At 53.3% G+C, this 20,900-nt stretch carries 25 protein-coding genes and 2 tRNA genes; 16 read left to right on the top strand and 11 right to left on the bottom strand.

The window, feature by feature from the left end:
- Positions 1–83 precede the first annotated feature (83 nt).
- The 3 genes from B2U47_RS05065 (at position 84) to B2U47_RS05055 (ending at position 2,457) form a co-directional block, all read left to right on the top strand.
- Positions 84–695 (top strand): hypothetical protein, encoded by a 612-nt coding sequence (locus tag B2U47_RS05065; protein WP_296681534.1) that lies wholly within the window; start codon positions 84–86, stop codon positions 693–695.
- Positions 696–818: 123 nt separating this feature from the next.
- A complete protein-coding gene (locus B2U47_RS05060) occupies positions 819–1,178 on the top strand; it encodes a hypothetical protein (protein ID WP_296681532.1) in 360 nt (119 codons plus the stop codon).
- 76 nt (positions 1,179–1,254) lie between these two features.
- Positions 1,255–2,457: a pyridoxal-phosphate-dependent aminotransferase family protein gene (locus tag B2U47_RS05055; RefSeq protein ID WP_296681530.1), complete on the top strand. Its 1,203-nt coding sequence runs from the start codon at positions 1,255–1,257 to the stop codon at positions 2,455–2,457.
- A 49-nt stretch (positions 2,458–2,506) separates the two neighbouring features.
- On the opposite strand, the gene B2U47_RS05050 is transcribed toward B2U47_RS05055, so the two are convergent.
- Both B2U47_RS05050 and B2U47_RS05045 read right to left on the bottom strand, forming a co-directional pair.
- Positions 2,507–2,665 carry a hypothetical protein gene (locus B2U47_RS05050; protein ID WP_296681529.1) on the bottom strand — a complete coding sequence of 53 codons (159 nt, stop codon included), beginning with the start codon at positions 2,663–2,665 and terminating at the stop codon, positions 2,507–2,509.
- 50 nt (positions 2,666–2,715) lie between these two features.
- Positions 2,716–3,588, bottom strand: a complete 873-nt coding sequence (locus B2U47_RS05045) for a YihY/virulence factor BrkB family protein (protein WP_296681527.1) — start codon at positions 3,586–3,588, stop codon at positions 2,716–2,718.
- A 271-nt stretch (positions 3,589–3,859) separates the two neighbouring features.
- Here B2U47_RS05045 and B2U47_RS05040 point away from each other — a divergent pair, with 271 nt between their 5' ends.
- The 10 genes from B2U47_RS05040 (at position 3,860) to mutM (ending at position 12,443) form a co-directional block, all read left to right on the top strand.
- Positions 3,860–5,200 carry a Na(+)-translocating NADH-quinone reductase subunit A gene (locus tag B2U47_RS05040; RefSeq protein WP_296681526.1) on the top strand — a complete coding sequence of 447 codons (1,341 nt, stop codon included), beginning with the start codon at positions 3,860–3,862 and terminating at the stop codon, positions 5,198–5,200.
- 3 nt (positions 5,201–5,203) lie between these two features.
- Positions 5,204–6,418 carry an NADH:ubiquinone reductase (Na(+)-transporting) subunit B gene (locus B2U47_RS05035; RefSeq protein ID WP_296681525.1) on the top strand — a complete coding sequence of 405 codons (1,215 nt, stop codon included), beginning with the start codon at positions 5,204–5,206 and terminating at the stop codon, positions 6,416–6,418.
- Positions 6,415–7,215, top strand: coding sequence for a Na(+)-translocating NADH-quinone reductase subunit C (locus B2U47_RS05030; RefSeq protein ID WP_296681524.1), 801 nt, complete (start codon positions 6,415–6,417; stop codon positions 7,213–7,215). The genes B2U47_RS05035 and B2U47_RS05030 overlap by 4 nt, the downstream gene beginning before the upstream one ends.
- The gene (locus B2U47_RS05025) at positions 7,212–7,874 is read left to right on the top strand and encodes an NADH:ubiquinone reductase (Na(+)-transporting) subunit D (protein ID WP_296681523.1); all 663 of its coding nucleotides are present in this window, start codon (positions 7,212–7,214) and stop codon (positions 7,872–7,874) included. The genes B2U47_RS05030 and B2U47_RS05025 overlap by 4 nt, the downstream gene beginning before the upstream one ends.
- Before the next feature lies 1 nt (position 7,875).
- Positions 7,876–8,472 carry an NADH:ubiquinone reductase (Na(+)-transporting) subunit E gene (nqrE, locus tag B2U47_RS05020; protein ID WP_296681522.1) on the top strand — a complete coding sequence of 199 codons (597 nt, stop codon included), beginning with the start codon at positions 7,876–7,878 and terminating at the stop codon, positions 8,470–8,472.
- Positions 8,473–8,485: 13 nt separating this feature from the next.
- Positions 8,486–9,706 carry an NADH:ubiquinone reductase (Na(+)-transporting) subunit F gene (gene nqrF, locus B2U47_RS05015; RefSeq protein WP_296681521.1) on the top strand — a complete coding sequence of 407 codons (1,221 nt, stop codon included), beginning with the start codon at positions 8,486–8,488 and terminating at the stop codon, positions 9,704–9,706.
- Positions 9,707–9,897: 191 nt separating this feature from the next.
- On the top strand, positions 9,898–10,152 hold the full coding sequence (gene nqrM, locus B2U47_RS05010; RefSeq protein ID WP_296681520.1) for a (Na+)-NQR maturation NqrM: 255 nt from the start codon (positions 9,898–9,900) through the stop codon (positions 10,150–10,152).
- Positions 10,145–10,561: a CBS domain-containing protein gene (locus B2U47_RS05005; protein WP_296681519.1), complete on the top strand. Its 417-nt coding sequence runs from the start codon at positions 10,145–10,147 to the stop codon at positions 10,559–10,561. The genes nqrM and B2U47_RS05005 overlap by 8 nt, the downstream gene beginning before the upstream one ends.
- Positions 10,562–10,630: 69 nt before the next feature.
- Complete coding sequence (locus B2U47_RS05000) at positions 10,631–11,638, top strand: hypothetical protein (protein WP_296681518.1); 1,008 nt, start codon at positions 10,631–10,633, stop codon at positions 11,636–11,638.
- Positions 11,631–12,443, top strand: coding sequence for a bifunctional DNA-formamidopyrimidine glycosylase/DNA-(apurinic or apyrimidinic site) lyase (mutM, locus tag B2U47_RS04995; RefSeq protein ID WP_296681517.1), 813 nt, complete (start codon positions 11,631–11,633; stop codon positions 12,441–12,443). Before B2U47_RS05000 ends, mutM begins: the two co-directional genes overlap by 8 nt.
- 84 nt (positions 12,444–12,527) lie before the next feature.
- On the opposite strand, the gene B2U47_RS04990 is transcribed toward mutM, so the two are convergent.
- Positions 12,528–12,722, bottom strand: coding sequence for a hypothetical protein (locus B2U47_RS04990; protein WP_296681516.1), 195 nt, complete (start codon positions 12,720–12,722; stop codon positions 12,528–12,530).
- Between the two features lie 81 nt (positions 12,723–12,803).
- Here B2U47_RS04990 and dusA point away from each other — a divergent pair, with 81 nt between their 5' ends.
- The 3 genes from dusA (at position 12,804) to B2U47_RS17240 (ending at position 14,239) form a co-directional block, all read left to right on the top strand.
- Entirely contained in the window at positions 12,804–13,772 is a 969-nt protein-coding gene (dusA, locus tag B2U47_RS04985) for a tRNA dihydrouridine(20/20a) synthase DusA (RefSeq protein ID WP_296681515.1), read from the top strand.
- Positions 13,773–13,818: 46 nt separating this feature from the next.
- Positions 13,819–13,894 (top strand) — tRNA-Asn (locus B2U47_RS04980).
- A 183-nt stretch (positions 13,895–14,077) separates the two neighbouring features.
- On the top strand, positions 14,078–14,239 hold the full coding sequence (locus tag B2U47_RS17240; RefSeq protein WP_349675748.1) for an integrase arm-type DNA-binding domain-containing protein: 162 nt from the start codon (positions 14,078–14,080) through the stop codon (positions 14,237–14,239).
- Positions 14,240–14,318: 79 nt separating this feature from the next.
- On the opposite strand, the gene B2U47_RS04975 is transcribed toward B2U47_RS17240, so the two are convergent.
- The 8 genes from B2U47_RS04975 to B2U47_RS04940 form a co-directional block, all read right to left on the bottom strand.
- Positions 14,319–14,394: transfer RNA gene (locus B2U47_RS04975), tRNA-Thr, on the bottom strand.
- 51 nt (positions 14,395–14,445) lie between these two features.
- The gene (locus B2U47_RS04970; protein ID WP_296681514.1) at positions 14,446–15,198 is read right to left on the bottom strand and encodes an RNA methyltransferase; all 753 of its coding nucleotides are present in this window, start codon (positions 15,196–15,198) and stop codon (positions 14,446–14,448) included.
- 4 nt (positions 15,199–15,202) lie between these two features.
- A complete protein-coding gene (locus B2U47_RS04965; RefSeq protein ID WP_296681513.1) occupies positions 15,203–15,916 on the bottom strand; it encodes an ABC transporter ATP-binding protein in 714 nt (237 codons plus the stop codon).
- Positions 15,913–16,683 carry an ABC transporter ATP-binding protein gene (locus B2U47_RS04960; RefSeq protein WP_296681512.1) on the bottom strand — a complete coding sequence of 257 codons (771 nt, stop codon included), beginning with the start codon at positions 16,681–16,683 and terminating at the stop codon, positions 15,913–15,915. The genes B2U47_RS04965 and B2U47_RS04960 overlap by 4 nt, the downstream gene beginning before the upstream one ends.
- Complete coding sequence (locus tag B2U47_RS04955; RefSeq protein ID WP_296681511.1) at positions 16,680–17,741, bottom strand: ABC transporter permease subunit; 1,062 nt, start codon at positions 17,739–17,741, stop codon at positions 16,680–16,682. Before B2U47_RS04955 ends, B2U47_RS04960 begins: the two co-directional genes overlap by 4 nt.
- Positions 17,734–18,666, bottom strand: a complete 933-nt coding sequence (locus tag B2U47_RS04950; RefSeq protein WP_296681510.1) for a branched-chain amino acid ABC transporter permease — start codon at positions 18,664–18,666, stop codon at positions 17,734–17,736. Before B2U47_RS04950 ends, B2U47_RS04955 begins: the two co-directional genes overlap by 8 nt.
- Before the next feature lie 30 nt (positions 18,667–18,696).
- On the bottom strand, positions 18,697–19,827 hold the full coding sequence (locus tag B2U47_RS04945; RefSeq protein ID WP_296681509.1) for a branched-chain amino acid ABC transporter substrate-binding protein: 1,131 nt from the start codon (positions 19,825–19,827) through the stop codon (positions 18,697–18,699).
- Positions 19,828–19,920: 93 nt separating this feature from the next.
- On the bottom strand, positions 19,921–20,805 hold the full coding sequence (locus tag B2U47_RS04940) for a LysR family transcriptional regulator (RefSeq protein WP_296681507.1): 885 nt from the start codon (positions 20,803–20,805) through the stop codon (positions 19,921–19,923).
- Positions 20,806–20,900 lie beyond the last annotated feature (95 nt).

Here is a 20,900-nt window from a genome sequence, read left to right as displayed (position 1 = left end):
AAATCTTCATGAGGCATCTTCTTTCGATAAAACAGGGGTACCGCTAATCTGAAACCATTCCTGCGTGCTGGCACTTTCAGGTTATGAAAGCCATTTTTAGGGCAATGAGTGTGGAATTCATGCGAGCCGTTATTCTGTCCATAGGGGTGTATTGCCTGCTGTTGGGAGGCCAGGCTGATGCTGCCGAGTTGAGTGCTGCCCAGCAACAGGTATTGGCATCACCTGCATCTGAAGTGACACAGGAAATTGAACATTTCCTCCCCCTGCTCTTGGACTGGTACGCCAAAGCCGAAACCGGGCTGGTAGCACAAGGTCGCCCGCTCAGTCGGCTGGAATTGCATATTGCCCGTGCCCTGCATATCCGGCAGCCCGACAAAGTGCGGATTGTGGTCTTGGAAACATTTCCCTTGCCGGATAACGTCGAATTACGAGCTGAGGCTGAAGCCAGTGGCATGGGCAAGGAAGATGCCCGCACGATGGGTTATGCCATTCTCTTGAAACCTTACCTGCACGAAGATCCTGGCGTGATCGCCCACGAACTGGTGCATATTGCCCAGCATGACCGCATGGGGCGCGAAACCTTCATGCGCCGCTACCTGACCGAGCTGGAAGTGCTGGGTTATGACACCGCACCCTTGGAGGTAGAAGCCTACGAACGGCAGGATGCCTTGTTGGAAGCTGCCCGCAAACAATGAACCTGTGGGGCAATGAAATGCACAAAACAGTTACATCGGGAATTCCTTGGCATGTGTTAAGGTATTTCCCTGTAATATTCCTTTAAGAAATTAACAGCGTGCGTATGCACAAGGATATACGTCATGGCAAGCAAGTACCTATTGTCCTGTCTTTCGGTCATGTTGCTGTCAGCCTGTGCCAGTACCCCACCGGGGGCAGTGCTGGAAAGGGAAATAGCGGGGGTATCCAGTCAACCGCCGATGTTCGTCAATGGCTACCGTGATGGTTGCCAGAGTGGCTTGTCGGCAGGTGGCAACACGACATTCCAGTACGCCAAGAATTTGCAAAATGCCAACAACCCCCAATACAAGCTGGGTTGGGAAGATGGTTTCCGCATTTGCCAGTCGCGTCAGGTACAGCGCAACAACCAGCGTAACAGCTACGATGGGTTCAATTCCCCCTGGTTTCCGCGTACCGGTGTGACCATCGGTGTACAGCTATAAGGCTTCCCTTGCGGGGCGCTTGGCGCTAACGTATGCGCCCTTTTGACAGACTTAGAACTTGAAGGACAACGTATCCATGATCGAAGCATTTCCTGCACCCAGTATCGTGCCGCTTGAACACATCCTGCCGGATGAACCGTTACTGATGATGGGCGCGGGGCCAGTGCCCATTCCGCAAAAAGTCGCGGCTGCCAACTCGATCGTTATCAACCATCTCGGCGAAACCATGAACCGGGTGATTGAACAGGTCAAAGACATGAGCCGCTATGTGTTCCAGACTTCTTCCAGCCATGTGATGGGCGTCAGTGGGCCGGGGTCGGCGGCAATGGAAATGGCGATTGCCAATCTGGTCACGCCTGGTTCGCGGGTGCTGTGCATTACCAACGGTTATTTCAGCCAGCGTCTGGCGGAAATGGCGCGGCGAGTCAGGGCAGAGCCAACCATTCTGGAAGCACCTCGCAACGAACGCATGTCGGTGGAAATGGTGGAGCGCGAGCTTCAGCGTGGGCAATACGATGTGGTGACGCTGGTGCAGGGCGAAACCTCCAATACCGTGTGTAACACCAGCCTTGACCAGATTGCCCGTACTGCCAAGCGTTACGGCTGTATGGTGATCGTGGATGCGGTTTGTACCCTCAGCACCATGCCGCTGGAAATGGATAACTGGCAGGTGGATGCCATCATTACGGGCGGGCAAAAAGGCTTGTCATCCATTCCTGGCGTTTCCTTGTTGGCTTTTTCCGAAGAAGCCTGGGCAAAGAAAATCGCCCGTCGGGAAGAGCTGCCGTTCCACTGGTGTCTGGACGCGCAACTGGCAGACAAGTTCTGGAACCAGAAATCCTACCATTACACAGCACCGGTTTCCGGTATCCTCGCCTTGCATGAAGCCTTGCGTCTGGTGTGCGAGGAAACCCTGCCGCAGCGTTTTGAACGCCATCAGCGCTGCTCCGAAGCCTTGCAAGCCGGGATTGAAACCATGGGGCTGGGCTTGCTGGTGGAAAAACCGCACCGCTTGAATTCCGTGGTGGGGATTGTTGTGCCTGATCATGTATCTGCTGATGCCGTCCGTGCCCACATGTCCAAGGTACACAAGGTGGAAATTTCCGGGGCATTTGGCCTCAATATCCTGCGTATCGGGCAGATGGGGGAACAAAGCCGTGCCCACAACCTGTTCCGCACCCTGCACTCACTGGGTTCTAGTATGCGGGCAGCGGGTGCGGATATTGATCTGCCTAGCGGGATGGCAGAGTTGGAAAGAAAACTGTCAGCCCCGCGCTGACAGCAGTATGGCGGCTACCTTTGGTGGGTAGTCGCCATGCCTGCGGCAATCAGCTTTTCATGATGAAATACACACCAGCGGCGGCTGCGATCATCCACAAAAATACAGCGCCAAGCCCCAGCATCTGCGACAGCGAATCCATGAACAACAACATGATCATCGCCACAGCCAGCAAGCCGTTACCGATCCAGAAATTGGAATTTTGCATGGGCGTTATCCCCTTGAGTCAGTCTGACTGGCAACTATAGCGGCAAAGTGTCAGGTACGCATCTCTTGATCAGCTTCCTCATGTTCGGCTCGTTCGCATTCGGCGATGGCTTGCGCCCCGAGCAACAGGATGATGGCTGCCACTTCCAGAAAAACCAGTGCCAGAATGACGGTGGTCAATGAGCCATAAATGATGTTGACCATCGACAGGGTAGAAAAATACCAGACCAGTATGTGCCGGGTGACTTCCCACATGACGGTGACGCAAAAGCTGCCCAACACGGCATGGCGTAAAGAGATTTTCCCCACTGGCATAACCATGTAAAACGAAGTCAGCAGCAGGGTCAGACCAACCACGCCAAACAGGTAGAGGATGCCTCGGGTAACGCTATCCAGTTCCAGTGTCCAGAAGAAAACGGTTACTACTTGTCCTTGCAGAATGCTGAGAGCACCGCTCACCACGGTGATGATCAGAATGCCAGCGCCTATGGACAGAATGTATAAATAAGGAATGATGGCTGAAATCAGGAAATGTCGCCGGTGGATTTTGACCCGGTGGAAAAAAATCACCGACATGGCATTTTCCAGTACCGTGAACGCCATTGAACTGAAAAATACCAGTACGCCCAAGCCGATACTCCCCACAGTATGGCGGTTTTCCAGAAAAATATGCATCTGGTTGGTGACTTCCGATGCCTGATTGCCAAAAATCAGGCTCAGGTTGTTTTGTATAATATGCAGCAGCTCACGCTCATCTATCAGGTGCGATAGACCCACAATCAGTAGTGTCAGCAAAGGGATCAGGGATAACAAGGTGTAATAAGCAATCGCTCCCGCAAGCAGGATGCCCTGATTGGCGCGGAAACTGATCAGTGTCCGCCTGAGAAATCCTAACCCTTTATAAAGGCGCGTGGTGGGTGACATGCGGACAGAAACATCTCCAGAACAAGCAAGCGCAATTATGCCCGAGTAGGGGGCGTTAAGGAATCGCAAGTTTATCTGCTCCTGGTGGGGGATCTGTGCTGTTTTGCCAAGATGCCGACACTTTGTTGATGAATACTCTCGAAAAAGACGATTTTTACGAAATTTTTACATGTGCGCTTGCAACATTGTCGACATTTCCCGATAATTCACAACGTTTAGCGCCTGCTTTTGCGGTAGGCGCACCTCCCCCATTAGAGCGTTGGTGCAGCACATGAAAATCACTAAAGGTCTGGATTTGCCCATTACCGGCAAACCGGAACAGACGATTTATGCGCATCCTAAACCGCAGAGCGTTGCCGTGCTAGGGCGTGATTTCCACGACTTGCGCCCGGCAATGCAGGTACAGGAAGGCGATAGGGTAAAACGCGGGCAGGTTCTGTTTACCGACCGCAAGAATCCGGGAGTGAACTTTACTTCCCCGGGGGGCGGCGTGGTCAAGTCCATCAACCGGGGGGCGAAGCGGGTACTGAACTCGGTGGTCATCGCACTGGATGATGCTGAGGAAGACATCAGTTTTACGGCTTATGCGCCTGATCAATTGCCCACGTTGGATGCTGAAAGCATCCGTCAGCAATTGCTGGATTCTGGGCAGTGGGTGGCATTCCGTACCCGCCCTTACAGCAAAATTCCCAAAGTGGACAGCACTCCCAGCTCCATCTTTGTTACGGCGCTTGATACCTACGCGATGGCGGCTGATCCGGCGCTGATCATTGCTGAACAAGCAGAGGCATTCCTGCAAGGCTTGCTGCTGATTGCCAAACTTGCCCCCAAGGTATTCGTCAATCACCAGGAAGGCATTGCCATCCCCAAAGCCACCGCTACCAACATCAGCTACCACGAGTGGTCAGGGGTGCATCCGGCGGGTTTGCCTGGTACTCATATCCATTTCCTTGATCCGGTGGGTGAACACAAGACAGTGTGGCATATCGGTTATCAGGATGTGATTGCCATTGGCAAGCTGTTTACGACCGGCAAGCTGTACGTGGAACGGGTGATCTCATTGGCAGGGCCTACGGTTCTCCAGCCACGTTTGCTGCGTACCCGTGTGGGAGCCAGTACCGATGACATCGTGGATGGGCAATTGAACGGCGAGTACTGCCGGGTTATTGCCGGTTCACTGCTGGCAGGTTTTCGTGCTGCCGGTTGGAGCGCTTTCCTTGGGCGTTACACGGTGCAAGTGGCAGTGGTGGCAGAAGGGCAGCCACGTACTTTCCTGCACTGGCTGAACCCGTGGCTGCAACAGTTTTCGGTGCTGAATGTGTTCCTGCGCCCGGCCATGCGCAAGCAGGTATTCGCCATGACCACTACCCAGCACGGCAGCCACCGTGCGATGGTTCCCATAGGTAATTATGAGGAAGTGATGCCGCTGGACATCCTAGCCACTCCGTTGCTGCGTTCCCTGCTGGTACGTGACACGGTAATGGCGCAGCAACTCGGTGCACTGGAGCTGGATGAGGATGACCTCGCGCTGTGTACGTTTGTGTGCCACAGCAAGTACGAATACGGCCCGGCATTGCGCGAATGCTTGCGGATGCTGGAACGGGGGGAATAAGCGATGAGCGATAAATTACGCGGCTGGCTCGACAAAATTGAGCCGAAATTTGCCAAAGGCGGCAAGTACCACAAGTATTACGGCCTGTTTGAAATGGTCGATACCCTGCTGTACAGCCCGCCCAACCGCACCATTGGTGCGCCACATGTGCGTGATGCCCTCGACCTGAAACGGGTGATGGGTTATGTGTGGCTGGCGACCTTCCCGGTGATGTTCATGGCATGTTTCAACACTGGCTATCAGGCCAACTTGGCCATGCAATCCTTGGGGTTGGAACACGCCGAAGGCTGGCGTGGCGTGATCATGGACATGATTGGCTATGATCCTGACAGCTTCTTTGACAACTTTTTCCACGGTTTTCTGTATTTTTTGCCCATCTACATGACCACGTTCATTGTGGGTGGGTTGGCAGAAGTGGTGTTTGCACTGGTGCGTGGGCACGAGGTTAATGAGGGTTTTTTCGTTACATCCATCCTGTACACGCTGACCCTGCCACCGGATATTCCATTGTGGATGGTAGGGCTGGGCATCCTGTTCGGGGTCATTATTGCCAAGGAAGTGTTTGGCGGTACGGGTAAAAACTTCATTAACCCGGCGCTGGCGGGGCGGGCATTCCTGTTTTTTGCTTACCCGGCGTTCATGTCCGGTGATACGGCGTGGGTTGCGGTGGATGGTTATTCCGGTGCAACCACCTTGTCGCAGGCAGCCGCAGGCGGGATGTCGGCAGTGACGGTAAGCTGGTGGGACGCTTTCATCGGGCTGGAACCCGGTTCACTGGGGGAAACGTCCACGCTAGCAGTCCTGATCGGTGGTGCATTCCTGCTGTTCACCAAAATCGCCAACTGGCGCATTGTCTCCGGGGTCATGTTTGGCATGATCATGACCGCGATCCTGCTGAATACCATCGGCAGTGAGACCAATCCGATGTTTGCCATGCCCTGGTACTGGCATTTGGTCACGGGTGGGTTTGCATTTGGCATGATGTTCATGGCGACCGACCCGGTGACGGCGGCACATACTGATACCGGGCGCTGGTGGTTTGGGGTGCTGATCGGAGTCATGGTGGTACTGATCCGTGTCGTCAACCCGGCCTTCCCGGAAGGCATGATGCTAGCCATCCTGTTTGCCAACATGTTTGCACCCCTGATCGACTATGGGGTGATGAAAGCCAACATCAAACGCCGCATCAAGCGGCAGGCAGCGGGGGTGAAACCATGAGTCTGTTACGCAAGTTTCTGGCATTGCCCAATGACAGCAAGGCAAAAACTTTCGGCGTTGCCTTGTTGTTGTGCCTGGTGTGTTCGGTCGCGGTGTCAGCCGCTGCCGTGGCATTAAAGCCGGTACAGGATGAAAACAAGTTGCTGGACAAGAAAAAGAACATCCTGCAAATCGCCGGGTTAGTCAAACCGGGGCAATCGGTGGAAGAAGCCTTCAAACAGGTGGAAGCCAGAGTGGTTGACTTGCAAACCGGTGCTTATGTGGAGGGGATTGATGCCAATACCTTCGATGCGCGTGCCGCCGCCATTGACCCCAAACAAAACGTGGTGCTGACCAAGGAGCAAGATATTGCTTCCATCAAACGCCGCGCCAAATACGCCACGGTGTATCTGGTGAAAAACCCGCAAGGCCAGGTGCAGAAAATTATCCTGCCGATCCACGGCTACGGTTTGTGGTCAACCTTGCACGGCTTCATTGCCCTGCAAGGCGATGCGAATACGGTGGTGGGTCTGGGTTTCTACGAGCACGCTGAAACACCGGGGTTGGGGGGCGAAGTTGATAACCCGCAATGGAAAGAAAAATGGCCGGGCAAGCAGGTATTTGATGCCAGTGGCAACCTCGCCATCCGTGTCACCAAGATGGCAGCGACCGAAGGCGAAAAAGCCGCGCACGAAATCGACGCGCTTTCCGGTGCAACTCTGACCAGCAATGGTGTCAACAACCTCGTCAAATTCTGGATGGGTGCGGATGGTTTTGGCCCATACCTGCAACAATTCCGCAAGGGAGGTGGCGCATGAAGCCTGAAACCAGCAAGGTGATTACGACCCCGTTGGTCGCCAATAACCCGATTACTTTACAAATTCTCGGTATTTGTTCTGCACTGGCTGTTACCAGCTCGCTGAAAACGGCGTTGTTGATGGCAGTCGCACTGACCACGGTGACGGCGTTTTCCAATGCATCCATTAGTGCTATCCGCAACCACATTCCCAGCAGTATCCGCATTATCGTGCAGATGACCATCATCGCCTCACTGGTCATCGTGGTGGATCAGTTGATGAAAGCCTATGCTTTCAGCACTGCCAAGCAATTGTCGGTATTTGTCGGCCTGATCATCACCAACTGTATCGTCATGGGACGGGCAGAAGCCTATGCCATGCAAAACCCACCGGGGATGAGCTTCCTCGATGGCATTGGCAATGGTCTGGGTTACAGCCTGATACTGATTGTGGTGGCGGTCATCCGCGAATTGTCCGGTTCCGGCTCACTGCTGGGGTATGAAATTTTCACACTGGTCAAGAATGGTGGCTGGTACGAACCCAACGGCTTGATGCTGTTGCCGCCGAGTGCATTCTTTATCATCGGCATGTTGATTTGGGTAATCCGTACCAAATACCCGGAACAGTGCGAAGTCCACGACTTCAAGATTCATGAGCAACACGGTCTGGGGAATCGCTGATATGGAAGCCATGTTAAGTCTGTTTATCAAGGCCGTGTTCATTGAAAACATGGCACTGACCTTCTTTTTGGGAATGTGCACCTTCATTGCTATTTCCAAAAAGATCGAAACAGCCGTGGGGCTGGGAATTGCGGTGGTAATTGTGCAAGCCATTACCGTGCCTGCCAATAACCTGATCCTTAATCTTTTGTTGAAAGACAGCGCCTTGTTACAGGGTGTGGACTTGCGTTTTCTGGGCTTGATCAGCTACATCGCAGTGATTGCGGCGATTGTCCAGGTATTGGAAATGGTGCTGGACAAATTCGTACCCGCACTCTATCAGGCATTGGGGGTCTTTTTGCCGCTGATTACGGTCAACTGCGCGATTCTGGGTGGGGCGTTATTCATGGTCGAACGCGATTACACCTTCGCAGAAAGTGTGGTGTACGGTTTTGGTAGCGGCTTTAGCTGGATGCTGGCGATCGTAATATTGGCAGGGGTGCGCGAGCGCCTCAAATACAGCGATGTCCCCGCCGGTTTGCAAGGTCTCGGGATCATTTTCATTACCGTAGGGCTGATGTCACTGGGCTTCATGTCTTTTTCCGGTATCCAGTTGTAAGGGGTAGCACGTCATGACAACCGTTATTTTGGGCGTAGCCCTGTTTACCCTGATGATCATCGGGCTGGTGTACGGCATTTTGTTTGCCCGTTCCAAACTGGTGGCGGAAGGTGATGTGCATTTGCTGGTGAATGGCGAAAAAGATCTGGTCGTCAAACCCGGCAGCAAGCTGCTGGGGGCATTGGCAGACAAAGGCTTGTTTGTTTCCTCCGCTTGCGGTGGCGGCGGTACTTGCGGGCAGTGCAAGGTGAAAGTACTGGAAGGTGGCGGGACGCTGTTGCCTACCGAAGAAAGCCACATCAACCGTCGTCAGGCCGCTTGTGGTGAACGCCTTGCCTGTCAGGTTGCCGTCAAGCAGGACATGAAAATCGAAGTGCCGGAAGATGTTTTCGGGGTGAAAAAGTGGGAATGTACTGTGCGTTCCAACGACAACAAGGCTACCTTCATCAAGGAACTGGTGGTGGAGTTGCCCAAAGGCGAGAAGATCGACTTTCGTGCTGGTGGTTACATCCAGATTGAGTGCCCGCCATATGATGTGAAGTATTCCAGTTTTGACATTCCACCCAAGTTCCGGGACGACTGGGACAAATATAAGCTGTGGGAACTGGAATCCCATGTCGATGAGCCGGTATTGCGTGCCTATTCGATGGCCAATTACCCTGAAGAAGACGGGATTGTCATGCTGAATGTGCGTATTGCTACGCCACCACCGGGTAGGGATGATGTGCCGCCGGGCAAGATGTCCTCTTACATTTTTAACCTGAAACCGGGTGACAAGGTGACGGTTTCCGGGCCATTCGGCGAGTTTTTCGCCCGCAAAACCGGGAACGAAATGGTGTTCATTGGTGGTGGTGCAGGGATGGCGCCGATGCGTTCGCACATCTACGACCAGTTACGCCGTTTGAAAAGCTCGCGCAAAATGTCATTCTGGTACGGGGCACGCAGTTTGCGGGAAGCCTTTTATGTGGACGAATTTGACACATTGGCGGCTGAAAATCCCAACTTTACCTGGCACATGGGTCTATCTGAGCCACAACCGGAGGATAACTGGACAGGCTATGTCGGGTTTATCCACGATGTCCTTTATAAAAACTATTTAAAGGATCACCCTGCACCGGAAGAGTGCGAGTATTATTTGTGTGGGCCACCGATGATGAATGCGGCGGTTGTGCGCATGTTATTGGACATTGGTGTTGAGCGTGACAATATTTTGCTGGATGATTTTGGCGGTTAGTGGCTTTTTCTTGCAAGCTGTTGAATCCTAGTAAAAAAGTGGGGCGGAAAAAGCCGCCCCAAACCGCTAGGAGGAAAAAGGGCCAGTTGCCTGACCCATTGCAATAGTAGCCCAAAAATAGGTGGGGCGAAACATTTTTTGCATCGCAGCATAATGATCTTGTTATTTTCCGGGACTAACGGCAGGTATTTATGAAACTCTTTCTATTAACTTTTTGTATCTTCCTGTTGGCAGTGTTGGGATTGGCTGTGGGATGGTTGTTTAATAACCGCAGCCTAAAAGGAAGCTGTGGCGGTCTGGCATCCATTCCGGGCATGGAAAAAAGTCAGTGTTCCTGTTCTAATCCCTGTGAAAAGCGCAAACAGAAAATGGCAGAAGAAGCCGCACTGAGAGAGCGCACTGCCGCTGCCGAACAATCGCCGAAGGAGGAGTCCCAACATGTCTGAAGTATCATTATCTGTCCGTGATCATATGTCTAACCGTCTGGCAACGTTGCGGGAAAACCAGGACATCCGCGAAGCCGTGAAAATTTTTACCGAGCGTAACCTGTTTGGTGGGGCGGTGGTCGATAATCGGGGCAATCTGGTGGGTATCCTGTCCGTGACAGACTGTATTGATGTTGCCCTGCGTTCCGGTTATCACTCAGGCTGGCGCGGTACAGTGGCAGACCGGATGTCCCGTGACATCCGCACCGTGGATGCCGATGACAGCATCCTGGCTGTCGCCAACATGTTCATGAATGATCACTATCGCCGTTATCCGGTGGTAGAAGACAACCGGGTGGTCGGTGTCATTACCCGTCTGGATGTATTGAAAGCCTTGAGCAAAGTCAGTGAGTCTGGCACGCCGGTCTGATTTCGCTTAAGGCATTGGGCATGAAAACATGCCATAATCGGGCGCTTTCAGTTTTGGCTCGTTAAGTCCGTGAGAAATGCTCTGAACCAGTCCAGCCTGCTACCGTTTTCTGTCACCACACTGGCGGAAAAGAATTCAGCTCATGTTGCTGATGGGCTGAATGTATTGGCTGCCATTGGTTTTGCCAGCAAAGCCCGTGTGCTGGATGAGTGTCGCCCGGTGTTCAATGTCGGTTTGCCGTTACTGACGGGGGATGAATATACCGAGCTGTGGTCAAGCCTAACTCCGGTCACGTATGGCAAACATGCCAGCATCACTTGGAGCGAAAACGGTACAGTCCTGTTTGGGCACTTGTTGCTGGAAGAGGCTGATTTTCCCGATTTGCGTGTTGCCAGTGAAACGGCCTATCGGCATGTGTTCGAGTTGTTGCAGGTGTCCGGCTACTCTTGTTTGCTGCGCATGTGGAATTACTTTCCGGCAATTACCATGCAACAGGGTGAACTGAACCGTTACCAGACATTTTGTCTGGGGCGGCAGGATGCTTTGGATGTTCACGGCAATTTTGCTTACGCCCCACCAGCAGCAACCGCCATCGGTACACAACAGGCAGGGCTGCAACTGTATTTCATCGCAGCCAAGCAAGCGGGAATGCAACTGGAAAACCCGCGTCAGACCAGCGCTTTCCTTTACCCACGTCAGTATGGCCCGGTTAGCCCTGCATTTTCACGTGCTACCGTGAAAGACTGGGGGCAGGGCAAACATGTTTATATTTCCGGTACAACCAGTATTGTCGGACATGAAACCCTGCACATTGGCGACCCGTCAGCGCAACTGGAAGAAACCTTGCGCAATCTGGAGGCATTGCTGGGACACGGGGATGCTACGCTGGGTTTGCCAATACGTGTTGTACGCTCACTCACCCAACTGAAAGTCTATGTCCATGATCAGGCAAGCCTGCCAGTCATCCAGTCACACTTGGAAAACTATCTGGCAGGCAGTTGCACGGCAGTGCTGTATTTGCAAGGCGATGTTTGCCGTGCAGAGCTGATGGTGGAAGTGGAAGGTATTTATGCCTGAATTGCCGGAAGTAGAAACCACCCGGCGGGGAATTGAACCTTTCCTGCAAGGTCAGCAAATTCAGGCTGTCATTGTCCGCCAACCCAGGTTGCGCTGGCCTGTACCGGCAGAAATCCAGCGTCTGGCTGGGCAGGTTGTGCAGCAGCTTTCCCGGCGTGGCAAATACATCCTGTTGCATACACCAGTGGGTGTGGCGCTGATCCACCTGGGCATGTCAGGCAGCTTGCGGATCGTGGAACCGGGTATGGAGCCACGCAAGCACGATCATTTCGATCTGGTGCTGGCAAATGGCAGGGCGGTGCGTTACCACGATCCGCGCCGTTTCGGGGCTTTGCTGTGGACGGAAGATGATCCGCAGCAACACAGCCTGCTGTGTGGTCTTGGCCCCGAACCGCTGGAGGATGCGTTTGATGGCGATTACTTGTTCCGGCAATCACGCTCGCGCACGGTCAGCATAAAGGAATTCATCATGAATGCCCGCATCGTTGTCGGCGTGGGTAATATCTATGCCAATGAAGCCCTGTTTCTGGCTGGCATCGACCCACGCCGTGCTGCCGGGTGTGTATCCCACGAACACTATCTTGCCTTGGCGCAAGCCATCCGCCAGGTTCTGGCCTACGCCATTGAACGCGGGGGAACTACCTTGCGCGACTTTGTACGTGAAGACGGGACGCCGGGGTACTTTCAGCTTGAGCTGAAGGTTTACGACCGGGCTAACCAGCCTTGCACGACTTGTTGCACGCCCATCCGGCAAATTACCCAGGGGCAGCGTTCTACCTGGTTCTGTCCGGTTTGTCAGGGTTGACTCACGCTCGTCAGGCGGAGCCAGTGTGCCACACTCTGGGTTGCTGAGCGTAGCCGAAGCATCGCCTTGCGGCTTGCCTCTGAGTCAATTCCGACCGGTACTCCTGATGCTCATGTCGGCTTCTTCCAGAATGCCGTTGGCCATGAGTTCGCGCAGCAATTGCTTGCGGATACCTTTGGTCACACCAATATCCATGCCGATACGGTAGAAGACGAAAGCCGGAATGCCGATAATGGCTACTCCGAACAGGAAATAGGTGAAGGTGTCGAGATCCAGCATGAGAGTGCCCTCTATGTTGTGTTGTTGTGCAAACCCGTTTTGTACGTCAGTAGACACGTACCTTTCTGGTTAAAATGTTATATGAAGAAGATGAACAGAAAATTTACCGTTGCACCCATGTTGGACTGGACTGACCGTTTTTGTCGGTATTTCCACAGATTGCTTACAAATCATACAGTTTTGTACACCGAAATGGTGACAACCGGGGCTATTTTGCATGGCGACCGGGAGCGGCATTTGCGCTTTGATCCGGTAGAGCATCCGCTTGCCTTGCAAATCGGTGGCAGTGAGCCACGGGACATGGTGGAATGCGCCCGGATTGCCGAAGATTATGGCTATGATGAAGTCAACATCAATGTGGGCTGCCCCAGTGAACGGGTGCAAAAAGGTGCTTTCGGGGCGTGCCTGATGGCAGAACCTGGGTTGATTGCCGAGTGTGTGGATGCCATGCGGTCTGCGGTGCAGGTGCCGGTCACAGTCAAAAACCGTATTGGCATTGATGATCAGGAAGATTATGCCGACTTGCGTAATTTCGTCGGTACAGTAGCGCAGGCGGGTTGCCAAACCTTCATCATCCATGCTCGCAAAGCCTGGCTCAAGGGGCTTAGTCCCAAGGAAAACCGTGAGATTCCGCCGCTACGTTACGAACTGGTTTATCAGCTTAAGCAGGAATTTCCCCAGCTTGAAATCATCATCAACGGTGGAATTACCACACTGGAACAGTGCCAGCAGCATCTGCAACACGTAGATGGGGTGATGGTTGGGCGAGAGGCTTACCACAACCCGTGGCTGCTGGCGCAGGTTGACCCGCTGTTTTATGGCACACCTGCACCTTTCCATGAGCGCAAGGAGGCTCTGGAAGCCTTGCTGGGTTTTGTGCAAGTACAGCGTAACGCTGGCGTTCCTCTCAACCATATGACGCGCCATATACTTGGCTTATTTCAGGGAATGCCGGGGGCAAGGGGCTGGCGGCGCTATCTGAGCGAGAACGCCCACAGGTCGGAGGCGGGTGTTGAAATTTTGCGTGAAGCAGTCAAAAAAATTGCTTGACGGAAGCCGTAACGATCTTTAATATTCGCGCCTCAACACCGACAGTTCCTCGATAGCTCAGTCGGTAGAGCAACGGACTGTTAATCCGTGGGTCACTGGTTCGAGTCCAGTTCGAGGAGCCAACAAATTGTTTCATGGTATTTCATGATGTCCCAAAAGCCCTTGCAGGCCGCAATCTGCAAGGGCTTTTGTGTTTCCTGTTGTCCCATGTAGTCTCATGGCATCCCACGGATTTAGCTGCATTATTGTCTGCATACCAGCAACGGCAACATGAGGATGCAGCCAAATGGAAAGAAAGTTAACAGATACAAAGGTTAAGAAGGCCAAAGCCAAACCTGACGGGGAAACCCGCTACCCTGACCGATGGGGGAGGGCTTTTTTTATACATCACCCGTAACGGCAAATACTGGCGCTACCTGTACCGCTATGATGGTAAACGTCACCTAGCCAACAAATCGCGTGACTAAAGTGGTGACTAAGAAACGGTGTGAAGAACGGAAATAAAAAAGGGTTGCATCAAGAATGATTGCAACCCTTTGTTTTGTTTGGTGCCGGCACCCGGACTCGAACTGGGGACCTACTGATTACAAGTCAGTTGCTCTACCAACTGAGCTATACCGGCATGGTAGAGGCGCGAATTTTATAGAAAGGTGTTGTTATTGGCAAGCACTTTTCATGTTGTTGACGATGAACGGTGTTGAAACTTGCGACCAGCGAACGCTGCCAGCATTCCACGTAACATTCCTGCTTCACTCGTCGTTATATTTGCCCGTCCGAACAGTCGTCGCATCCGTCGCATCAGCAAGCGCGGGTTTTCGGGGTCGAGGAACCGCACGTCAACCAGTGTCTGTTCCAGATGGGTATAAAAGCCTTCCATCGCTTCACTGCTGGCCAAGGTTTCTTCTGGCTCGGCTGGTGCTGGTGGTTCACGCACTGCCATCGCACATTCGTAACCCAACACCTGGATTGACATGGCGATATTGAGTGAAAGGAAATCGAATGCCATCGGAATGTGTACCAGTGCGTTGCAGTGTTCGAGTTCTTCATTGGTCAATCCGGTGCGTTCGCGCCCGAACACGAGGGCAACTTTTTGGTTGGGTAAACGTTCGGCAACTGTTGTGCCGCATTCCCGCGCATCCATCTGTGTCCAACGCAAGGTGCGTTCGGAACGCGCACTCGCGCCGATGACGTAATGGCAATCCGCCAAGGCGTCTGGCAGACTGTGGACGATTTTCGCCTGTTCCACAATGTCGTTCGCACCGGAAGCCAACGCCCAGGTTTCTTGCGAATACGGCTTGCGCGGTGTAACGAGACGCAAATCCTTGATGCCCATTGTTTTCATCGCGCGGGCGGCGGAGCCGATATTGCCGGGGTGCGAAGTTTCCACCATGACGATGCACAGATTTTGTAAGGCGGGTGTATACATGGCGTTAGAACTCGCCCAGATAAGCCGCTTGCACCGCTGGGTCGTTTGCCAGTGTTTGTGCCGCGCCGCTCAAGGTGATTTCGCCGTGTTCCATCACGTAACCGCGTTGACTGATACCGAGTGCCAACCGCACGTTTTGTTCAATCAGCAAAATGGTGATGCCTTGTTGTGCAATGGTTTGAATAATGCGGTAAATGGTTTGTACCATAATCGGCGCTAGTCCCATGCTGGGTTCGTCGAGCATCAACAGTTTCGGTTTGGACAGCATGGCGCGTGCCAGCGCCAGCATTTGTTGTTCACCGCCAGAAAGCAGCCCCGCCTGTTGCTGATGCCGTTCCTGCAAACGGGGCAACAAGGTGTAAATTTCGTCGATTTCGCGTTGCACATTGTCGCGGTCAGTGCGGTTGTACGCACCCATCAACAGGTTTTCCAGCACTGTCATGCGGGTGAAAATGCCACGCCCTTCGGGGACTAACGCAAGGTTTAACGCAGCAATCTGGAAGGCAGGCATCCCATTGAGACGCTTGCCATCGAAGCTAATCTCACCAGCAGAGGCGGGCAATAAGCCGCTCAGGGTTTTAAGGGTGGTGGTTTTGCCCGCACCATTTGCACCAATCAGGCAGACCGTTTCGCCCTGTTGCACCTCAAAGCTGATACCTTTCACCGCCTGGATACTGTCGTAATGCACACTCAAGTTTTGCACGGAAAGCAGGCTCATGCTGCCACCTCCGCACCCAGATAGGCGGCAATCACTTTGGGGTCGTGGCGCACGGTTTCCGGCGTGCCTTCGGCAATTTTTTCGCCGTAATCCAGCACCACCAGCCGGTCACAAATCCCCATCACCAGTTTGACATCGTGTTCGATCAACATCAGGGTCAAGCCCTCACTGCGTAAACTGACCATCAGTTCACGCAAGGCATTTTTTTCATTTGGGTTCATCCCGGCGGCTGGCTCATCCAGTGCCAACAATTTGGGTTCACTGGCTAAGGCACGGGCAATTTCCAGACGGCGTTGGTCGCCGTAGGACAGATTTTTCGCCAGCGAATGCGCGTGTTTGCCGATACCAACGCGGTTGAGCAATTGCATAGCGTAAGCAGCGCAATCACGCTCTTCCTTGCGGTTATGCGCCGTATGCAGCAACGCCGCCAACACGCCGGAAGTGGTACGGGTATGCCGCCCGACCATCACGTTTTCCAGCGCGGTCATATTGTGAAACAGGCGAATATTCTGAAAGGTACGCGCAAACCCGGTCTTGAGGATCTGGTGCGGTTTGCGGCGGTACAGTGACACGCCATCCAGCTCAATCGCGCCGCTATCGGGTTGATACAACCCCGTCAGGGCATTGAACAGGGTGGTTTTACCCGCACCATTCGGGCCGATGACCCCGAAAATTTCACCCTTGCGCACCGTGAAACTGACATCGGTAAGTGCCTTGATGCCGCCAAAATGTTTGGAGACGGCTTCCACCCGCAATAAATCCTTCATGGGGCTTCCTCCGCCAATTCGCGTTTGCGCTGTTTGGAAGGCAACAAACCTGCCGGGCGGAAAATCATCATCAGTACTAGGGCAATCCCGAACAACAACATGCGCAAATCGGCAGGGTCAACATACACCTGACCAAACAGGGCACGTTGCAAATCGCCTGTATAACGCAAGGCTTCGGGAATCATTGTCACCAGAATGGCACCTAAAATAACGCCCCAAATATTACCCATGCCTCCCAGCACAATCATGGCAAGGATCATGATGGATTCCATCAGATTAAAACTTTCAGGGCTGACAAAACCCTGAAAACTCGCAAACAGACCGCCACTCAAACCACCAAACGTCGCCCCCATCGCAAAGGCCAGCAGTTTGACATTGCGGGTATTGATACCGGATGCTGCCGCAGCCATTTCATCCTCACGAATGGCCACCCATGCCCGCCCAATACGCGAATTTTCTAATCGCATGGACACAAACACCACCAGCGCCACACATACCAAAAATAAGTAGTAATACAAATGCGGGGATGACAGGGTTAAACCAAAGACTTCTTGGGTTTTGCCTAACGAAAAACCAAACAGGCTCACGGGTTCAATCTGGGTAATCCCTTGTGGGCCATTGGTGATATTCACCGGTGAATTCAGGTTGTTCATAAAAATACGGATGATTTCCCCGAAACCCAACGTGACAATGGCAAGGTAATCACCGCGCAAGCGTAACGTCGGCGCTCCCAGCAACACCCCAAACAAGGCAGCCAAAGCCGCGCCCATTGGCAAAATCATCCAAAACGGCAAGTTCAGCCCGAAATGCGGCGAAGCCAGCAATGCCCAGCAATACGCCCCCACCGCATAAAACGCCACATAGCCCAAATCCAACAGCCCAGCGTAACCAACCACAATGTTCAGACCCAACGCCAACATGATGTATAACAGGGCGAAATCTAGAATCCGCACCCACGATTTACCCAGACCGGCTTCCACCAGAAACGGTAACAGCAGTAAACCGATCAGCAACAAACCGGCAGACAGCCACACTTTGCTTCTTAATGCCTCAAGCACGTTCAACGCTTTTGCTCCCCAGTAGACCCGATGGTTTCAGCGTCAATACGAGGATTAACACCATGAACGCAAAAATATCCTGATAATGGCTACCGAGGAAACCGCCGGTCAGGTCGCCGATATAACCTGCTCCCAACGCCTCGATAATCCCTAGCAACATCCCGCCGAGCATTGCCCCTGTTAGGTTGCCGATACCACCTAAAACGGCGGCGGAAAAGGCTTTCAAGCCCAATAAAAAGCCCATGTGATAATGGGCTTGTCCGTAGTTGGCACTCACCATCACCCCGGCAATGGCAGCCAGACCTGCGCCAATCACAAAGGTGGCGGAAATGACTGCATTGATATTCACCCCCATCAATTGCGCTACCGCAGGCGCTTGAGCAGTTGCCCGCATCGCCCGCCCCAGCCGGGAACGGTTAACCATCGTCACCAACCCAGCCATCAATGTGACAGTCAGCACCAAAATCATGATCTGCACATCCGTAATGGTTGCGCCGAAAATTTCATGCCGCCCCTGTGGCAGCAACGTGGTGGGGAAAGCGATGTACTGTTTGCCCCAGATCAGCATTGCCACGTTTTGCAACACGATAGACAAACCAATTGCAGTAATCAGTGGCGCAAGACGCGGGGCATGGCGCAGCGGGCGATAAGCCACCCGCTCAATGCCATACCCCAGTAACATGCACGACGGTATCGCTACCAGCAGACCTGTCAATACAATCACGATGCCGGGTAAATCCGGTGCGACCCCGAACAACGCCCCGATCACCGCGAGGGAAATCATTGCCCCCATCATGGTGGTTTCGCCGTGGGCAAAGTTGATCAGTTCCAGAATGCCGTAAACCAGTGTGTAACCCAACGCCACCAGCGCGTACACACTGCCCAGCACCAATCCGTTTACAAGCTGCTGTGCAAAAATATCCATGCGAACCGTCGTACCTGTTGAACTGAAAAATTACGGCTGAATGGTTTCCAGCGTTTCCCACTTGCCGCCTTTCACGGTATACAGCGTGATTGGCCCGGAAGTCAGGTCGCCCTTGGCATCGAAACTGATTTTGCCGGTCACACCTTCGTAGCTGGTTTTCGCCAGTTCGGGCAGGTATTTCTCGGGGTCGGTGGAATCGGCGCGTTTCATCGCATCAACCATCACGTAGGCAGCGTCATAGGCATACGGTGCATACAACTGGATTTGCCCGTATTTGGCTTCAAATTTTTGCTTGAAGTCAGTACCTTTGGGCATTTTGTCCAGCGGCAGACCGGGGATGGAGGCAATCGTGCCTTCCGCATCTGCACCTGCCAGTTCAATGAATTTCGGGGTTTGCATCCCGTCGCCACCGAGGAATTGCGCCTTGATCCCCAACTGACGCATTTGCTTTGCCATTGGAGCGCCTTGTGGATCCATCCCGCCGAAGAAAATCACATCCGGCTCTTTGCCCTTGATGGAAGTCAGGATGGCAGTGAAATCGGTTGCCTTGTCATTGGTGTGTTCGACTGCCACCACTTCTGCGCCAGCAGCTTTTGCTGCTTTTTCTACCTCAGCCGCCAGACCTTGCCCGTAAGCGGTTTGGTCATCGACGATGGCAACTTTCTTGCCCAGCTTGGCAGCATACGCGCCCAACACCTTGCCTTGTTGCTCGTCGTTGGTCATGACGCGGTAGGCAGTCTTGAAACCTTGCGCGGTGTATTTGATGGCAGTGGCAGAAGGGGATACCTGCGGGACGTTGTTATCGGAATAAACCTTGGAAGCAGGAATGGTTGCACCGGAGTTCAAGTGACCGATGACACCCGCGACTTCCTCATCCACCATCCGTTGCGCCACAATCGTTGCAGTTTTCGGGTCAGCCTGATCGTCTTCGCTCATCACTTCAAATGTTACCGCCTTGCCGCCAATGGTGGGTTTGGTGGCATTGATTTCGTCAATCGCCAAGCGCACGCCGTTGTCATTGTCCTTGCCGATATGGGCTTGTGGCCCGGTCAGTGGGGAAGACTGACCAATCTTGACAGTGACGGCATCAGCGGCGTGGGCGGTGGTCATGCCCAGGCCAAGTGCAATGGCAACACTCCATGCAAGCAATGTGGATCTCATCTGGCTTTCTCCTTGGTTTAGTAGAATTTTCAAGTGTAGCGGAACAGCGTCCGATAATACTATGGAGCCGTGAATCGCGCTATTGGTGTTACTTCATTCACGGTCAGGTGATGTTTGGGACAGCATAAAATCCACAAAAGTCCGGTTTGCCCGTGACAAATAGCCGTCACGCCGCCAGGCGATGCACAAATCCAGCCACAACGGTTGTTCAAACGGCAAATCCACCAGTTCCGGGTCTTCTTTCACTACCATCGTCAACAGGGTGGAAATGCCAAAGCCCTGTTTGATGATGGATTTGATCAGCGGCAACAGGTTGGTTTCAAAGCCGATATTGGGAGTAACGCCTGCCTGCTGCGCCAGCCGGTCGATAATTTTGCGGTGGAAATAGCCAGGGCGGAACATCACCAGTTCCTCGCTGAAAAAATCCGCCAGACTGACGCTGTTCTGGTGGGCAAAGCGGTGTTCCAGCGGCACAATCACACGCATTTCCTCACGCTGAAAGGTCTGCGCTTCGACTTCATCCGGCACGAAATCACGCACGATCACCGCCAAATCCAGTTCACTGCTTTCCAGCATTTGTTGCAATTGCCAAGTGCCACCTTCCACCACTTGTAGGCTCAGGTGCGGGTAACGGTGACGGAACGCCATCAGGATCGGCGGGAAATAGTACGACCCCAGCATTCCCGGAATACCAACCCTCACCATGCCTTGCGTCAAGCCTTTCAGCTCCTGCATTTCCAGTTGCGCATCGCTGACCGCTTGCAGAATGCGCTGGGCATGGGGCAGCAGGTGTGCACCTTCGTCGGTCAGCGTCACCTTGCGGTCATGGCGGTGGAACAGGGTCAAATCCAGCTCTGCTTCCAGCTTGCGGATGGCAACACTGACCGCAGGCTGGGCGACGTAGAGTGCTTCCGCCGCACGGGTGAAACTGCCCAGCCGGGCGATTTCGTGGAAATAGCGCAGTTGTTTGAAGTCCATAGCCATCTCATCGGTAAACAAACGTTATCGAAACCATTCCCACTATATATTTTATCAATTACTACGGCGCAACTATGCTGTGGGTTCTTCATCGA

The sequence above is a fragment of the Thiothrix sp. UBA5583 genome (assembly GCA_002425225.1).
GTDB lineage: Bacteria > Pseudomonadota > Gammaproteobacteria > Thiotrichales > Thiotrichaceae > Thiothrix > Thiothrix moscowensis.
This window is presented reverse-complemented; position numbering and strand designations above follow the sequence as displayed.

What these genes read in the sequence shown, in the direction of transcription:
- B2U47_RS04970 (WP_296681514.1), bottom strand. Translation starts at nt 15,198, where the DNA reads ATGTATACACCCGCCTTACAAAATCTGTGCATCGTCATGGTGGAAACT.
- dusA (WP_296681515.1), top strand. Translation starts at nt 12,804, where the DNA reads ATGAAGAAGATGAACAGAAAATTTACCGTTGCACCCATGTTGGACTGG.
- B2U47_RS05035 (WP_296681525.1), top strand. Translation starts at nt 5,204, where the DNA reads ATGAGCGATAAATTACGCGGCTGGCTCGACAAAATTGAGCCGAAATTT.
- B2U47_RS04960 (WP_296681512.1), bottom strand. Translation starts at nt 16,683, where the DNA reads ATGAAGGATTTATTGCGGGTGGAAGCCGTCTCCAAACATTTTGGCGGC.
- nqrM (WP_296681520.1), top strand. Translation starts at nt 9,898, where the DNA reads ATGAAACTCTTTCTATTAACTTTTTGTATCTTCCTGTTGGCAGTGTTG.
- B2U47_RS05065 (WP_296681534.1), top strand. Translation starts at nt 84, where the DNA reads ATGAAAGCCATTTTTAGGGCAATGAGTGTGGAATTCATGCGAGCCGTT.
- B2U47_RS04940 (WP_296681507.1), bottom strand. Translation starts at nt 20,805, where the DNA reads ATGGACTTCAAACAACTGCGCTATTTCCACGAAATCGCCCGGCTGGGC.
- mutM (WP_296681517.1), top strand. Translation starts at nt 11,631, where the DNA reads ATGCCTGAATTGCCGGAAGTAGAAACCACCCGGCGGGGAATTGAACCT.
- B2U47_RS05025 (WP_296681523.1), top strand. Translation starts at nt 7,212, where the DNA reads ATGAAGCCTGAAACCAGCAAGGTGATTACGACCCCGTTGGTCGCCAAT.
- B2U47_RS05050 (WP_296681529.1), bottom strand. Translation starts at nt 2,665, where the DNA reads ATGCAAAATTCCAATTTCTGGATCGGTAACGGCTTGCTGGCTGTGGCG.
- B2U47_RS05045 (WP_296681527.1), bottom strand. Translation starts at nt 3,588, where the DNA reads ATGTCACCCACCACGCGCCTTTATAAAGGGTTAGGATTTCTCAGGCGG.
- B2U47_RS04990 (WP_296681516.1), bottom strand. Translation starts at nt 12,722, where the DNA reads ATGCTGGATCTCGACACCTTCACCTATTTCCTGTTCGGAGTAGCCATT.
- B2U47_RS05055 (WP_296681530.1), top strand. Translation starts at nt 1,255, where the DNA reads ATGATCGAAGCATTTCCTGCACCCAGTATCGTGCCGCTTGAACACATC.
- B2U47_RS05005 (WP_296681519.1), top strand. Translation starts at nt 10,145, where the DNA reads ATGTCTGAAGTATCATTATCTGTCCGTGATCATATGTCTAACCGTCTG.
- B2U47_RS04945 (WP_296681509.1), bottom strand. Translation starts at nt 19,827, where the DNA reads ATGAGATCCACATTGCTTGCATGGAGTGTTGCCATTGCACTTGGCCTG.
- B2U47_RS04950 (WP_296681510.1), bottom strand. Translation starts at nt 18,666, where the DNA reads ATGGATATTTTTGCACAGCAGCTTGTAAACGGATTGGTGCTGGGCAGT.
- B2U47_RS04965 (WP_296681513.1), bottom strand. Translation starts at nt 15,916, where the DNA reads ATGAGCCTGCTTTCCGTGCAAAACTTGAGTGTGCATTACGACAGTATC.
- B2U47_RS05060 (WP_296681532.1), top strand. Translation starts at nt 819, where the DNA reads ATGGCAAGCAAGTACCTATTGTCCTGTCTTTCGGTCATGTTGCTGTCA.
- B2U47_RS05040 (WP_296681526.1), top strand. Translation starts at nt 3,860, where the DNA reads ATGAAAATCACTAAAGGTCTGGATTTGCCCATTACCGGCAAACCGGAA.
- nqrF (WP_296681521.1), top strand. Translation starts at nt 8,486, where the DNA reads ATGACAACCGTTATTTTGGGCGTAGCCCTGTTTACCCTGATGATCATC.
- B2U47_RS05030 (WP_296681524.1), top strand. Translation starts at nt 6,415, where the DNA reads ATGAGTCTGTTACGCAAGTTTCTGGCATTGCCCAATGACAGCAAGGCA.
- nqrE (WP_296681522.1), top strand. Translation starts at nt 7,876, where the DNA reads ATGGAAGCCATGTTAAGTCTGTTTATCAAGGCCGTGTTCATTGAAAAC.